14 protein-coding genes are annotated in these 14,412 nt (G+C 61.4%); 3 read left to right on the top strand and 11 right to left on the bottom strand.

Annotated features, from left to right (window positions below):
- The 8 genes from ACZZ0K_RS11380 to ACZZ0K_RS11345 form a co-directional block, all read right to left on the bottom strand.
- A complete protein-coding gene (locus ACZZ0K_RS11380) occupies positions 1-1,107 on the bottom strand; it encodes a glycosyltransferase (RefSeq protein WP_258708095.1) in 1,107 nt (368 codons plus the stop codon).
- Positions 1,104-2,183 (bottom strand): glycosyltransferase, encoded by a 1,080-nt coding sequence (locus tag ACZZ0K_RS11375; protein WP_258708096.1) that lies wholly within the window; start codon positions 2,181-2,183, stop codon positions 1,104-1,106. The genes ACZZ0K_RS11380 and ACZZ0K_RS11375 overlap by 4 nt, the downstream gene beginning before the upstream one ends.
- Positions 2,184-2,194: 11 nt before the next feature.
- The gene (locus ACZZ0K_RS11370) at positions 2,195-2,902 is read right to left on the bottom strand and encodes a WecB/TagA/CpsF family glycosyltransferase (protein WP_258708097.1); all 708 of its coding nucleotides are present in this window, start codon (positions 2,900-2,902) and stop codon (positions 2,195-2,197) included.
- A complete protein-coding gene (locus ACZZ0K_RS11365; RefSeq protein ID WP_258708098.1) occupies positions 2,899-4,257 on the bottom strand; it encodes a UDP-glucose dehydrogenase family protein in 1,359 nt (452 codons plus the stop codon). Before ACZZ0K_RS11365 ends, ACZZ0K_RS11370 begins: the two co-directional genes overlap by 4 nt.
- Positions 4,258-4,303: 46 nt before the next feature.
- Positions 4,304-5,695: an undecaprenyl-phosphate glucose phosphotransferase gene (locus tag ACZZ0K_RS11360; RefSeq protein ID WP_258708099.1), complete on the bottom strand. Its 1,392-nt coding sequence runs from the start codon at positions 5,693-5,695 to the stop codon at positions 4,304-4,306.
- 66 nt (positions 5,696-5,761) lie between these two features.
- Positions 5,762-8,071 (bottom strand): GumC family protein, encoded by a 2,310-nt coding sequence (locus ACZZ0K_RS11355; RefSeq protein WP_258708100.1) that lies wholly within the window; start codon positions 8,069-8,071, stop codon positions 5,762-5,764.
- A gap of 2 nt (positions 8,072-8,073) precedes the next feature.
- Positions 8,074-8,607, bottom strand: coding sequence for a polysaccharide biosynthesis/export family protein (locus ACZZ0K_RS11350; protein ID WP_258708101.1), 534 nt, complete (start codon positions 8,605-8,607; stop codon positions 8,074-8,076).
- 12 nt (positions 8,608-8,619) lie between these two features.
- Positions 8,620-9,072 (bottom strand): outer membrane beta-barrel protein, encoded by a 453-nt coding sequence (locus ACZZ0K_RS11345; RefSeq protein WP_463559107.1) that lies wholly within the window; start codon positions 9,070-9,072, stop codon positions 8,620-8,622.
- On the opposite strand from ACZZ0K_RS11345, the gene ACZZ0K_RS11340 reads away from it, so the two are divergent.
- Positions 9,071-9,751 (top strand): hypothetical protein, encoded by a 681-nt coding sequence (locus tag ACZZ0K_RS11340; RefSeq protein ID WP_463559106.1) that lies wholly within the window; start codon positions 9,071-9,073, stop codon positions 9,749-9,751. The two genes, ACZZ0K_RS11345 and ACZZ0K_RS11340, sit on opposite strands and share 2 nt — an antisense overlap.
- An 81-nt stretch (positions 9,752-9,832) precedes the next feature.
- Here ACZZ0K_RS11340 and rfaH read toward each other — a convergent pair whose 3' ends face one another.
- On the bottom strand, positions 9,833-10,351 hold the full coding sequence (gene rfaH / locus ACZZ0K_RS11335; RefSeq protein ID WP_258708103.1) for a transcription/translation regulatory transformer protein RfaH: 519 nt from the start codon (positions 10,349-10,351) through the stop codon (positions 9,833-9,835).
- 683 nt (positions 10,352-11,034) lie between these two features.
- On the opposite strand from rfaH, the gene ACZZ0K_RS11330 reads away from it, so the two are divergent.
- On the top strand, positions 11,035-12,009 hold the full coding sequence (locus ACZZ0K_RS11330; protein ID WP_258708104.1) for an NAD-dependent epimerase: 975 nt from the start codon (positions 11,035-11,037) through the stop codon (positions 12,007-12,009).
- 1 nt (position 12,010) lies between these two features.
- Here the strand turns inward: ACZZ0K_RS11330 and ACZZ0K_RS11325 are convergent, their stop codons facing one another.
- Both ACZZ0K_RS11325 and ACZZ0K_RS11320 read right to left on the bottom strand, forming a co-directional pair.
- Positions 12,011-12,220, bottom strand: coding sequence for a hypothetical protein (locus ACZZ0K_RS11325; RefSeq protein WP_150635422.1), 210 nt, complete (start codon positions 12,218-12,220; stop codon positions 12,011-12,013).
- Between the two features lie 94 nt (positions 12,221-12,314).
- Positions 12,315-13,241 carry an alpha/beta hydrolase gene (locus ACZZ0K_RS11320; RefSeq protein WP_258708105.1) on the bottom strand — a complete coding sequence of 309 codons (927 nt, stop codon included), beginning with the start codon at positions 13,239-13,241 and terminating at the stop codon, positions 12,315-12,317.
- 118 nt (positions 13,242-13,359) lie between these two features.
- Here ACZZ0K_RS11320 and ACZZ0K_RS11315 point away from each other — a divergent pair, with 118 nt between their 5' ends.
- Positions 13,360-14,265, top strand: coding sequence for a LysR family transcriptional regulator (locus tag ACZZ0K_RS11315; RefSeq protein ID WP_252885941.1), 906 nt, complete (start codon positions 13,360-13,362; stop codon positions 14,263-14,265).
- The last annotated feature ends 147 nt before the right edge of the window (positions 14,266-14,412 follow it).

Here is a 14,412-nt window from a genome sequence, read left to right as displayed (position 1 = left end):
TCAGCGCCTCCCGAGTAACGCCTTGAGGTAGGTCTGCACCGCGCGGCCGCTGACGAAGCGCGCGGCGGCATCAATCCGCCGCTGGCGATGCAGGGCTCGTGGTGCGGCCATTTGTGCGCTGATTGCGCTGGCGAGGGCGGCCGGATCGTCCACCTCGACCAAGGGGGCGACGGCGCCATCGCCGAGGATTTCCTGCGGGCCGTACGGGCAGCGGGTCGCCACGACCGGCGTGCCGGTCGACAGGGCTTCGACCAACGCGTTGGGGCTGCCCTCGAAACGCGACGACAGGACGAAACAGTCCGCTCGGGCAATCTCGGCGATAGGGTCATTGGCGTAACCCGGCAGATCGCAACGCTCCGCGACGCCGAGCGCTGTCGCCTGGGCCAGCAGTTCGCCGCGCAAGGCGCCTTCGCCGAAAATGATCAGCCGCGCATCGCCTTGCGGCAGGCGGGCGAAGGCGTCGATCAGGGTGTCGAAGCCTTTTTGCTGCGCCAGGCGTCCTACAGCGACGATCACCGGGGTGGTTTTGTCCTTCAACCAGGGGTGGCTGGGCGCGGCGGCGGGTTTGTCACGAAAATCGTTGTCGAGCACCGGGTTGTCAGCGGTGGTCACATCGCGCGGGCGGGCGATGGTGGTGTCGACCAGATCCTCGGCGACGCCTTGTGACACGCAGATCACCGGGTTGGGAATCAGCCTGTACAACCACGGCGCCAGCCAGTAGGCGAGCTTGACCGACAATGCCGGGTTGACGTGTTTGTCCCGCGAAAAGGCATTGCGCTCGCTGACATGCAGCCGCGCCAGCGTCCCGGACAGCGCGGCGGCGGCAATCGCCACGACGTTGACGTGGGTGAGGGCGGCCAGTTGCGCGTCGTACTGATTGCTGCGTAAAAACCGTGTCAGTGCCGGCACAGCCGCCGCGCTGCGCGGACTGTCGAGCAGCACTTGTCTGACTCGTGGGTCGAGCGCCGGCTGATTGATGCCGGCACCGGTGAGCATCAGCAGCGTGACTTCGTTGCCGGCCTCAACCAAGGCACCGGCGAGGCGCACCATCATTTTCTCCGCGCCGCCGGCGCCGAGGTCCTGGAGAATGATCAGCAGCTTTTTCATCGGTTCCACACCTGGTAATAAGCCTGCGCGGCGTACTGGCTGGTATAGGGCAGGATCGCGTCGCTGACTGAGCGTCGGGGCGGCGGCTCCGGTTCGCGGCTGGCCAGACTGTCGAGCAGCGCCTCGGCCAGGGCTGGCACATCGTTGACGACGACCAAACGCCCGAGGCGTCCATCGTCGAGCAACTCGCGCGGCCCGCTGCCGCAGTCGGTGGATATTACCGCCGTACCCAACGCCAGCGCCTCGACCAGTACCGTCGGCAAACCTTCGTGCAAAGAACTGAGCACCAACAGTTGCGCATGGCGGATCAGCGGATAGGGATTACGCAGATGCCCGGTGAAATGCACCAAGCGTTCGATGCCCAGCCGTTGCGCCTGCGCCTCAAGCTCTGCGCGTAACGGCCCGTCGCCGGCAATTACCAGATAGGGCAGCGGGCGTTGTTGCGCCGCCAGCGCGTAGGCGTCGAGTAGCAGCGCGAAGCCCTTGGTTTCCACTAGCCGGCCGACACCCAGCCAATAATGATGGGGCACGCCACCGGGCAACGGCGCCTGAGCCGCACGCAACAGTTGCTCGCTGATCACCGCGTTCGGGCAATAACGGATGCGCGGCTGGCCCCACGGCATCAACCCGGCAAGCGACTGGCGCAGACCGTGGGACACCGCGACTACCTTGCCGCTGCCGCACAGGTACAGCGCGTACAACAGGCGCAGGCTGGCGCGCCCGGTGTTCTGCTCGGCGCAATCCAGCGCGGCGTGGCGGGTGTAGATGACTTTGCAGGCACTGCCCAGGGTGGCGAACCAAGTGCAGAGGTTGGCCTGCTCCTTGGCGCCAATCAGATGCGTCACGCCCTCACGGCGGATCAGCCGGCGCAGCAGCACGATCGATTTCAGCCAGCCCGCGAGCCCACTGCCGCCACCGGCCATGCTCGGCGCGCCGTCGACGTTAGGCGAGTCGCCGTTCATGACGAAAAAACTCACCCGCCGGCCGTCCGCCAGAAACTGCTCGGCGAGGCGTTGCTGCACGCACTCGACGCCGCCGCCAGTCTGGTAATCCTTGAGCGTGAACAGAATATGCATCGGCACAATCCTCATGGGGCAGTGACATTGATTGCCACTTGCTGGCGCAGAATCAGTTCGGTCAGGCGCAGGGCATTGCTCGGGTAGTCGAGCAGGTAGCGCTTGATCGTGTGCGGCTCGCGGTACATGCGGTAGAAGGCGCGCAGGTGCAGGCGGTTGATGGCGTCGGGGTAGTAACGCTCGCCGGCATCGGCTTCCTGACGAATGAAACCGCCGCAGGTGAACGCCACGCCGCTGAAGCCACCACGCAGCGCATCGAGGACAAAGCGCTCCTGCAGACCGGCGCCGAGGCCGACCAGCAACAGGTTGGTCCGCTGCCGACGGATATCAGCCTGAAGCGCGGCGCCTTGCTCGGCATCGAAGAAACCGTTGTGCGCGCCGACCAGTTGCAGGCGCGGGTACTGCGTGCCGAGCTTTTCCACGAAACGATCAAGCTCGGCCTGCCGCGCACCGACCACGTAGACGCGTTTGCCGCGCTGCTCGGATTCACGCAACACCGGATCGGCAATCGAGGTGAAATCGAAACTGACCCGCTGCACCGCGCGCCCGGTGATGCGCGACATGAACCCGGACATCAGCATGCCGTCGCAAAAATACGCCAGCGACGACGGCGGCTGGCGGATGAAACTGCCGATCGAGGCGAAGTTGAGAAAGGAGAAGGCCCGGTTGGATTCCAGCAGGGCCGGCGAATAACGGTCGAGCAATTCCAGGCGGATCATGACGCGAGATCCTGTGCTTGGGCGGCGCAGGTTGGCCGGCCGACGCTGATGTAGGTGAAACCGCGTGCGCTGAGGCGTTGCGGATCGAACAAATTGCGGCCATCGAAGATCAGCGGATTTTTAAGCTGGCGGGCGAGCAGTTCGAAGTCCGGCGCGCGAAACGCTTGCCACTCGGTGACGATCACCAGCGCGTCGGCATTTTTCAGCGCCGCCTCTTTGGTGCCGGCCAGCGTCAGGTCATCGCGCGGGCCGTAAAGCTGCTGCGCCTGTTCCATGGCTTTCGGGTCGAATGCCTGCACATTGGCGCCGGCTCGCCACAACGCCTCCATCAACACGCGGCTGGGCGCTTCGCGCATGTCATCGGTGTTGGGCTTGAAACTGAGGCCCCACAGCGCGAAGGTCTTGCCTTCCAGCGCACCGTTGAAGTGCTCGGCGATCTTGTGGAACAGCGTGCTTTTCTGCTCGTTGTTGCGCGACTCCACCGCCCGCAGCAGGCGTGCATCGACATCGACGCCGTGTGCAGCATGGATCAGTGCACGCACATCCTTGGGAAAACACGAACCGCCGTAACCGATGCCGGGATAAATGAACTGGTAGCCGATGCGCGGATCCGAGCCGATGCCATGGCGAACCATTTCGATGTCGGCGCCAAGCTTTTCGGCAAGCCCGGCCATCTCGTTCATGAAGCTGATCTTGGTTGCCAGCATGCAGTTGGCGGCGTACTTGGTCAGTTCGGCGCTGCGCACATCCATGACGATGATTTTTTCGCGGTTGCGATTGAACGGTTCGTAGAGCTCGCGCATCAGCGCTTCGGCGCGCGGGCTGTCGGTGCCGATGATGATCCGGTCGGGGCGCATGCAGTCGTCGACCGCGCAACCTTCCTTGAGAAATTCCGGGTTGGAAACCACATCGAAGGTCAGCGCAGCGCGGCCGCTCTCGGCGAGGATTGCACTGATGCATTCGCGTACCCGGTCCGCCGTGCCCACCGGCACCGTGGATTTGTCGACGATGATCTGCTCGCCGCGCAGGTGTTCGCCGATGGTACGGGCGACGCTGAGGACATGTTTGAGATCCGCCGAGCCGTCCTCGTCCGGCGGCGTGCCGACCGCGATCAGCAACACATCGCCGTGCTTTACCGCAGCGACCAGATCACTGCCGAATTGCAGACGGCCGCTGTGATGATTGTCCCGCACCAGGCTTTTCAGACCCGGCTCGTAGATGGGCAGGCTGCCGTCGTTCAAGGCCTGCACCTTGGCCGCGTCGACATCCACACACAGCACGTTGTGGCCGACCTCGGCCAGCGCGGCGCCCTGGACCAGTCCGACATAACCGATACCGAATACACTCACATTCATGGGAAAACCTCATGCGTGGCGGGGTGGGCCAGAGCGCTGGCCGCTGTCAGTAGATGTTTTTCGAGAACAGGGTGAAGGGCGTTTTCAGCAGGATCTTGATGTCCAGCCACAGCGACCATTGATTGATGTAATTGAGGTCCTGGGCGACCCGGCGCTGCATCTTTTCCACGGTCTCGGTTTCGCCGCGGTGCCCGGTGATCTGCGCCAGCCCGGTGATCCCAGGCTTGAGCCGATGCCGCGCCATGTAGGCGCGCACCTTGCCGGTGTAATAGATGTTGTGGGTGACCGCGTGCGGACGCGGCCCGACCAGCGCCATGTGGCCGAACAGCACGTTGAACAGTTGCGGCAATTCGTCGATGGAGCTGCGTCGCAGAAAGCGTCCTAGCGGTGTGACGCGGTCGTCGTCGCGGGTGGCCTGACGCACTTGCTGATCGTTGTGCACGCGCATCGAACGAAACTTCCACACGCGGATCACTTCGCCGTCGCAGCCATGGCGGTTCTGCTTGAACAGCACCGGCCCCGGCGAGCTCAGCTTGACCGCGATGGCGACGCCGAGCAGCAGCGGGCTGAGCAGAATCAGCGCCACCGCAGCGACGCTGCGTTCAAACAGGTCCTTGCAGAACAGGCTGCCGGGGTGCGAGGTGAGCAGGCTTTCGTTGAGATAGATCGCCGGCATCCGCTCGATCTCGGAGATCGAATGATTGAGCAAGACCATGCTGCCCAGATCCGGAATCCACACCACGTCGACGTTCATGTCGAGCAGATTGATGTACAACGCTTCGATCGTCGCCGCCTCGGCCATCGGCAGCACGATGTACACCCGCCGCGCCTGCAAGCGCGTGATGATTTCGCGGATGTCCTCGACTTCACCGAGCAGCGGCAGAATGCTCGGCGCCGGGCCGCTGTCGGCTTTCGCCGCGACAAACCCGAGCAGTAACGCGCGATCCGGGTCGAGGAGTTTGCGCGCCAGTTCATGGGCGGTCGGGCAGGTGCCGATGATTACCGCGCGGCGCTCGTTGCAAATCATTTTGGTGTACATGCGCACGAACAGATGCAGCGGCAGAAACGTCGCCGCCTGGGCGAGAAAACCGACCACCGCCCAGACAATCACCACCTGCCGGGAGAACAACGCGCTGGTCTGGGTGACGAAGGCGATGCTCATCAGCAGTCCGAGCAGAATCAGCCAGCCGGCCAGCAAACGTCCGAGCCCGACCAGCAGACCATGGCGCTTGTGGTAGACCTGCACCAGGCCGTAGACCGGCATCGAGCCAAGCACCGTGAGGATGATCAGTAGCCGGTATTCACTGGGCAAGGCGCCGATGCGCCAGTGCACCAGAACAATCAGCAACAGATTGACCAGGGTCATTGCGCACAACCATTGCCCCCAGAAGGTGAGGCCGCGACGGTGTGCCATTTGCGCGGAATATTGCGAGGTCATCGGCGCGATCTCCGATTCGTCGAACAGGGAAGGACAGGCTGCGGCCGGGCGGCACGGCCCGAAGGATCAGCGCGGGGCGAAGTCGTAGTCGTAGAAGGAACGGGAATGGCCATGGCCGTACTTGCGCGCCTTGCGCAGATCGACCTGATTGAGCACCACGCCGAACACCGGCGCCTGGCTCTGCTGCAATACGGCGATGCTTTTGCGCACCTGGCCGACCGGCGTGCTCTGCGCCTTGACCACGTAGATCACCGCATCGGAATGCTGGGCCAGCAACAGCGCGTCACTGACGATTTCCGCTGGCGGCGAATCGATGATGATGTGCCGGTAGCGCGACTTGAGAATCTGCAACAGCCGACCGAGGCGCGGTGAACTGAGCAAGTCCTGCGCAGGGGCCACGGCGTTGCTCGAACTGCTCGAGGCTTTCAGCCGTGGTGCATCGAACGGGTCCAGCGCCGATGGCGTAAGACAGCCGGCCGGGAGCATGTCCAGATTACCGACGCTGCGGATGCAGTCTTCCAGCCGTGCGCTGCCGGCCATGAGGTTGGCGAGGCCGGGGCTCTGCGGCGGGAAATCGAAGTTCAGCGACAGCGTCGGCTGACGCATGTCGGCATCGATCAGCAGCACCCGTTCCAGTGGCGCCAGTGACGAGGCAAGGTTGTTGGCGATGGTACTTTTGCCTTCGCCGGACACCGAGGACGTGACGAGCACCACCTGCGCCGGGCGTTCGTTGTTCTGCAGCATCAGCCAGGTGCGCAGATTACGGATGGTTTCGCAGAAGCGCGGGTGGTCGTTGTCTTCGAACAACCGCGCCAACTGCCGCCGGCTCTTCTTCATCACCAGCGGCACGACGCTGAGCAACGGCACATTGAGCAGACTCTCGACGGTGTCGTCGGTCTTGAAGGTGTTGCTCAGCGTATCGAAGAGGAAGGCGAGGGCGACGCCAACCACCGCAGCGACCAGCGCAACAATCGCGAGAATCAGGTTCTTGCGCGGTTTGCTCGCTTCCAGCGGTGCGATCGCCGGGTCGACGATGCGCGCCTTGGCGGAATCCATGTCCGAAGTGGCGGCGGTTTCCTTGAGGCGGGTGACGAAGGTTTCATACAGCGCGCGGGTGCTGTCGACTTCACGCTGGAATTCGCGCAGCTGGAATTCCTTGCGCGAAATGTCCTGAATCTGCGCTTTGTTGCTGTTGAAGGATTTGCGCAGGGCGTCTTCGCTGGCCACCGCCAATTGGTATTGACGCTCGATGCCGGCGACCACTTGCTGCACTTGCAGGCGCAGACTGTTGGCGGCGGTGCGCTGTTCGGAACGGGCGGATATCAGCGCCGGGTGTTTCGGCCCGTAGCGGCCCGACAACTCTTCGACTTTGGCCTGAGCCTTGGCCAGGTCGGCCTGGAACTGCTGAATCAGCGGATTGCTCAGCACTGCCGGCACGCTGGACAAACGGCTGATGTCGCCGTTGCTCAAGGCTTGCGCCTGACGGAACTGGCTCTCCGCTTCAGCACGGTCGCGGCGCGCATCGATCATGCGGTTGCCGGTCATTTGCAGCTCGTTGGCACTGATGGTGGCGACGCCGTCGACATCGACCAGACCCTGTTCCTCGCGATAGGCCTGCAACTTGTTTTCGGCCACGCGCAGGTTGTCACGCAGTTCGACCAGGCGGGTGTTCATCCAGCTGGTGTTGTTTTGCGAAGACTTCAGGCTGGTGTCCTGCTGGCTGTCGATGAAGCCTTGCGCGAGGGCGTTGGCCACCGCCGCAGCGAGTGCCGGGTCGGGCAGTTCGACGTCGATCTCCAGCAACTGGCTCTTGCCGACGAATTTGACGCTGGTGTGCAGCATCAGGTTTTGCGTGACGTCGTTGAACACCTGTTCTTCAGTCGCTGGCGGCTTCGGCGGCGGCAACAGGTCCAGCCATGGCAGCCACTGGTCGCGATTGAGCTCCGCCAGCCAGTGGCGCGGGGTGAACCAGCTCTGCGCCTGCTGGCGTGGATCGGTGACCGGGTGGGTGGTGAGGCCCAGTTTGCGTACGGCGCGCTCGGCCAGCTCCCGCGATTGCAGCAGCGCTTGCTGGGTCTGCAAGTAATCGGTGGTGGTCGCGCCACCGGCTTCGGCGGCTTGCTGAAAACTCATCACGGGCGGCGTCTTGTCCTTGATCAGCAACGTCGCACTGCCGACGTATTGCGGCGTGATGAACGACAGCGCCACCACGGCCAGCGCGCAACTGAGCAGCACAAGCCAGGCGATGTTGCACTTCGCCGACCAGACCACGCGCCACAGGTGCAGCAGATCAAGGGTGTCCGACTCGTCGGCCGCTTGCGTTGGCAAGTGGCCCTGGAGCGGACGTTGGAGGTAGGTGCTTGGGCTGTTGTCCATGATCAGAAAAAGCCTTGTGCAATGGAAATGGTGTCGCCGGGGGCGATGACGGTGGTGCGCGAGACGTTTTCAGTGACCGGCGGGCCGCCACTGCCGCGCAGGATCGTCACGCGTTTCATCGAGGCGCGTTCGGTCAGGCCGCCACCCAGGGCGATGGCTTTTTCCAGGGTCAGGCCGGGCTGAAACGGATAGCTGCCGGGCTTCTGCACCTCGCCGTTGATGTAAAACGGGCGGTATTCGATCTGGCTGAGGCTGACTTTCGGATCGACCAGGTAGCCTTGCTTGAGGCCGTCGACGAGCTTTTGTTCGACCTGATTCGGCGTCAGGCCCTTGGCGACGATTTCGCCGAGAAACGGGTAGGAGAACGTGCCGGCATCATTGAGGCGAATCTTCTTGAAGCTCAGTTCCGGCTCGCCGAACACGATGATGCGCAAGACATCGCCGGCGGCCAGGCGGTAATGGGGGTCGGTGTCCGCCGCCTCGACCGTGGGCACTGTCCAGAGCAGCAACAACAGTAAAATCAGGCGCGTGTGCATGGCCCAACCCTCCTAAAGACTGACGTCGAACGTGATCTGGAAAACATTGCGGGTGAAGCTTTCGTTGTCGGCATCGGAGTCGTTGTCGCGGTGGCGGTAGGCGACTTCGACGTCCAGCCAGCGGCGCATTGCGTAATTCACGCCGAGTTTGTAGTCCTGCAAATCGTCGCTGCGGTCCTGGCCTTCGTAGACGTAATGACCCATGCCGGCTTCAGCAATCGTGGTGATGCGCTCGGTCCAGCCGTGACGCCAACCGATCTGGGTGAAGGTGGCTTTCACCGCGTCGGAGCCGTCATCGCCTTCGGCCATGGCCTGGCGCGCGAGAAAGGTGAAGGTCGAGTAGGTGCGCGGTTTCCACGCCAGATCCACTTGCCAGGTCGGGTTGCTCAGATCGTCGGAACCGCTCTGGTCGAAATTCTTTCGCTCGTAACCGACGCGCAGCTTGCCGGTGGTTTTCGCTGTCATGTCCCATTCGGCTCCGGCCAGCACTGCATCGGAGCGATCTGCTGCGCGGGCTGTTCGATTGCAGGTAGTCAAAGCGGGTGTGGTCGTATTCGAGCAAACCACGGGTTTTGCTGCCGAGGCGGTGATACCAGGTGCTGGTCAGGTTGCTGGTGTTGCGCTCCTTGTCATCGTTGATGCCGTCGGCGTTGTCATAGCGAAGCTGTGCGTAACTGGCGCCGAGGTCGATCTGGTTCAGCGCACTGCGCGCGCCGAAGGTGTAGACGCCGCCGACGCGCTGGCTCTCGATCTTGTCGTTGATACCGTCGACGGCGGTCGAGGTGGTGCGCTCGTATTTGCGCGCCTCGGCTTCGAGTTTCAGCCGATGCCGATCGGTGAATTCCATGATGCTGTCGGCGCGCAGCCGCTGGGCGGTGTTCGAAGCGTCCGAGGCGCTGTGATAGATGTAGCGGGTCGGCTCCCAGATCACCCGCGTGGCGCTGTTGCGATCTTCAGCCTTGAGCTCGAAGGCCGGCGCCAGGCGGGTGACCATGGTCGATTCGACATCGTGTTCGACTTCACGAAAGTTGTCGTCGTAGCTTTCCGACAAGGCAAAGGTCGGGGTGAAATCGAAGCCGTACACATTGATCGCTTGCGGCTCAACGCTCCAGGCAGCTTCGGGGGCACAGCAGGCGACGACTAAAACCAAGGAACAGCGAGGCTTCAGAGCCATGGATCACGCTCCTGATTAAGGGGGTCGGGGTCAGGGCGAAGCGGATCCGGACTATTGTCGCTGGCGTTCGAGGTAACTCAGCGGGACGCTGACGTGCTGTTGGCGGTTGAGGAAATTGAGCAGGATCATTACCCGCTCATCGCCCTGCATGGACAGGAACACGCCTTCGAGCGGGGACAGTGGACCCTGGACGATTTGCAGAGGTTCGCCGGGCTTGAGTGTCGGTTCCGCAGGAAAGCCGATCGACTCCTGACTGCGCTCACGCAATTGCGCGATCACGTCTTCATCGACCCGGGCGGGCACATGGTTGAATTCGACGATGCGGCTGACACCACGGGTCGAGCGAATCGGTGCCCAGTTGTCGTCGCGGCTCAGTTCAATGAACACGTAGCCGGGAAACAGCGATTCCAGTGTTCGTTGGCGTTTGCCACGAACACTTCGCTCGCTCATCAACTGCGGCCGAAAAGTTGAATAATTCTGTTGCTGCAGATTGAGTTGTGCCCGTTCATCCTGGCGGGGCTTGCACTGCAATAAATACCAGTTAGAGCCGTTGCGGCAAACCGTTAGCATGCTGGAGTACTCCATACATAGCGATCGTGTAAGCAGGGCGGCCGACAACGTGGGACTAGCCGCCAAGCTTGCTAGTAGGTAGTAGGCTGATCAAGGCAAAGTGCCGAGCCAGATGCATCAATGTTTATTGGCAGAAGAAGTGTTTCAAAAATGAATCAACGGTTGGTTATTGTTATATCCGTGGCCGTCTTGGCTATAACGAATCGGCGCGCTTTCATTCAGGCAAAGCTACCGCACGGTTCGCAGTTGCGACCTTCAGGATCCAATTACATAAGTAGCCGGAGAGCAGAAAAGTGCGCGGCGGCGCGAGCTCTTCGGGCAGTGCTAAGTTATCGGCCAGTCTTTGCAAGCTGTCAATTAATAACAGTCAAAAAGACTGCCTTTCATCCGCTGATAATGGCCGTGTTGCGTAAGTCATTGTTTGTGAATGGTGAAATTTATTCGTCGGATTTTTTAAACTTTTCGAAGTTATTGAAGTCGCGGGTGTTAGATGGCGTCCGTGATAGCAAATTAGTTTCAATCTTACATCTTTCGATTCGTCGGCAGTTCGACTTTTAAATACCTCGCGTCGGATGCTGCTGGCCAGGGTAACTAGGGTCGTCTATCAATAGTTGCCGTTGTTGGCCGGTAAATGTTCGGTGCTGTGTATCTCCTTAAAGTCCAACCGGTGAGCCGAGGTGATCATGAGTGTTCTGGTAACAGGTGCCGCAGGTTTTATCGGTTATCACACGGTCATGCGTTTGTGTCGCGAGGGGCTCGAGGTTGTGGGTATCGACAATCTCAATCCTTATTACGACGTCAAACTCAAAGAGGCGCGTTTGCACAGATTGCAGACGCTGGCCAATTTCACTTTCCATCGACTGGACATTGTTGATCAGGCGGCGTTGAACGCGCTGTTACAGCACGGACACTTCAAACAGGTCATTCACTTGGCCGCCCAGGCCGGTGTGCGCTACTCGCTGGACAATCCTGATGCATATGCGCAATCGAATCTGGTCGGGTTTCTCAACGTATTGGAAGCTTGCCGTCGCCATCCGCCGGAGCACTTGATCTACGCCTCGAGCAGCTCGGTGTATGGCGCCAATACCAAGATGCCGTTTGCAGAAGACGACCCGGTCGACCAACCGGTTTCGTTGTACGCCGCGACCAAGCGTGCCAACGAATTGCTCGCGCACAGTTACTGCCATCTCTACGGTTTGCAAGCCACCGGCCTGCGCTTCTTTACCGTGTACGGCCCGTGGGGGCGGCCGGACATGGCGCTGTTCAAATTCACCGAAGCCATGCTGCACGGGCGCGCCATCGACCTCTACAACCAAGGCGAAATGGCGCGGGATTTCACCTACATCGATGACATCGTCGAAGGGATTTTCCGACTGCTCGACAAACCGCCCGCACTCAGCGCCGAGCGTGGTACTAACCGGCTGTTCAATATCGGTCGCGGCAGTCCAGTAGCGCTATTGATCTTCGTCGAATGCCTGGAGCAGGCATTGGGCATGAAGGCCCAGCGCCGTTATCTACCGATGCAGGAGGGCGATGTATTGAAGACCTGGGCCGACGTGTCGGCGCTGGCACGCTGCATCGACTTCAGCCCGCAGGTGCCGATCGAGCAGGGCGTGCAAGCATTCGTGCAGTGGTATCGCGAGTTCTATCAGGTCTGATTCAGTGCAGGGTGACGGCCCTGCGACTTTCCCCGATGCGGATCCGGTCGAGGGCGCGATTCAGCGCATCCAGTGCATCGAGCAACGCTTTGGCCTCGGCTTCACGCCCGTCACCCCACAGACGCTCGGCCATTTTGTTCAAGGCTAGAATGGCGCGTTCGATGTCGGCTGCACTGGCGCTGTTCTCAGGGGCTGGTGGTTTTTTCGGCATTCAGGGTTCCTCGGCGGTCGGCAAATCACCATACCGCCAAGGCGCCGAGCAATACAGCGACAAGTGTCCCCGATCAGCAGCTAATGCTGTCTGGTCAGCGATTAGCCTCAGTCAATCCCGCCTCGATAAACCGCACCGAACTCTCCAGCGCCTGCTGCCCCTCGGCCAATATGCCCGCGTAGAAATGCCAGGCGTGAAACATGCCGGGCCACACTTCAAGATTGACCCGGACGCGGTTGTCCGCCAGGTGATTGGCCAGACGCATCGCGTCACTGAGCATCAGTTCGTTTTCGCCGATCTGCACCAGAATCGGTGGCAGTCCGGTGACGTCGGCGAACACCGGCGAGGCTAGCGGATGGTTGGCCAGGGTGCAGCCGAGAAAGGCTCGCGCGAGGATGTCCAGCACTGGCTTGGAGTTTAGCGGGTCAAGGCCTTCACGATTGCTCATGGAGGTGCCGGTGTGTTCAAGGTTGGCCCAAGGCGAGATTGACGAGCCCACCGCAGGCAAGGGCAAGCCTTTGGATTTTGCCGCGACCATCACGCTGACCACCATCGCGCCACCCGCCGACTCGCCAGCGAAGGCAATCTTGCTGGCGGCGATGTTCTGCTCAAGCAACCACTCATAGGCGCGCAAAGTGTCATCGATGGGGGCGGGGAACTGATGCTCGGGTGCAAGGCGGTAATCCGGCATATACACCCGCGCGCCGAGCATTTTTGCGTAGTTGCCGCCGATGCCGTGGTAGCCGTCAGGTCGACCGACGATGTAGGCGCCGCCGTGGATGTACATCAGCACCGCGTCGGTCTTGAGCTCATCCGGAGTCACCAGCGTAGCGGGCACGCCGCCCATGTCGACTGTTTCAAACCTCACGCCAGCCGGCGGCTGATTCTGCCCGAGCATTTTTGCGTAGGCATCGCGGATGTCGCTCATCTTTGTGGTGGTATCGGTGCCCTTGAGCACGGGTACCAGATCGCTGAGGCTGTTGGCCCAGGTTTGCACGGCTGCTTTTACTTCAGTGTTCATATGACCTCAATCAGGCGTTGGTGATGGATTAACTAATCGAGATGTTATGCTCATGATTGGGGAATAGGGTTCCCCATAACCGGTGCCAAGCCGCCTGAATGCCAAATCCGGAGGCCACATGGAACTGCATAACCTGAACGACATCGCCGCCTTCGTCGCCTCGGTGGATGCCGGAAGTTTTACGGCGGCGGCCAGGCAACTCGGGCTGACTCGCTCGGCCGTCGGTAAATCGATCGTGCGGCTCGAATCGCGTCTGCAGGTCCGTCTGCTCAACCGCACCACCCGCAGCCTGAGCCTGACCGACGATGGTCGGGTGCTGTATGAGCGATGCGTGGGCATCCTGCAGGATCTGGACGAGGTCGAAGAGGCTTTGGCGTTCCGCCGTTCGACGCCCAGCGGCCGCTTGCGCATGAGCCTGCCGGTAGCACTGGGCCGGCTGCACGTTGTGCAGCACATCGAGCGCTGCCTGAGAGACTGGCCGTCGCTCGCCATCGACGCGACGTTTTCCGATCGGCTGGTCGACCTGATCGACGAGGGTTTCGATCTGGCGATTCGCATCGGTCCGCCCAAGGAAGACTCCGGGCTACTCACGCGCACGGTGGCTTACCAGCAAATGATCACCTGTGCCTCGCCCAATTACCTGAATGAACATCCGGCACCGCAGACACCTGAAGATCTCGCCGGGCATGCGTGCCTGCACTTCGTCAGCGGTGGCCGATTGCTGCCGTGGAATTTTCGCGTCAATGGTCAGCCTGTGTCGGTCATTCATGCCGGGCGGCTGCAGATGGACAGCGCTGAAGCCTTGCATCAGGCGACTGCCGCCGGCCTCGGTATCGCGACGTTGCCATCCTATGTAGTCAACGATGACTTGCGCAGTGGCAAGCTCGTGCAGTTGCTCGCAGATTACGCCGAGGCTGCCGAGCCGATCCGGGTGATTTATCCGAGCAAGCGACACCTGTCGCCGAAGATTCGGCTGTTCATCGACAGGCTGGTGGAAGCGTGGTCGCCGGCGCCTTGGGACTGATCAATCGGCGATAGAAGCTGTGCCGAAAATTCACAGCAGGTGTGCTTTTTCAGCTATATCCAGCCAATCTTGGCGAGCCGTACTCTTGCAAACAGTGGCGCAGAAACTTGCGTGTCATCGCCACTGTAATCCGACGATGTCTGTGCT

Source organism: Pseudomonas sp. AC255 (assembly GCF_979258175.1).
Note: the sequence above shows the minus strand (reverse complement) of the source record. Positions and strands in the feature narration are given on the sequence as shown.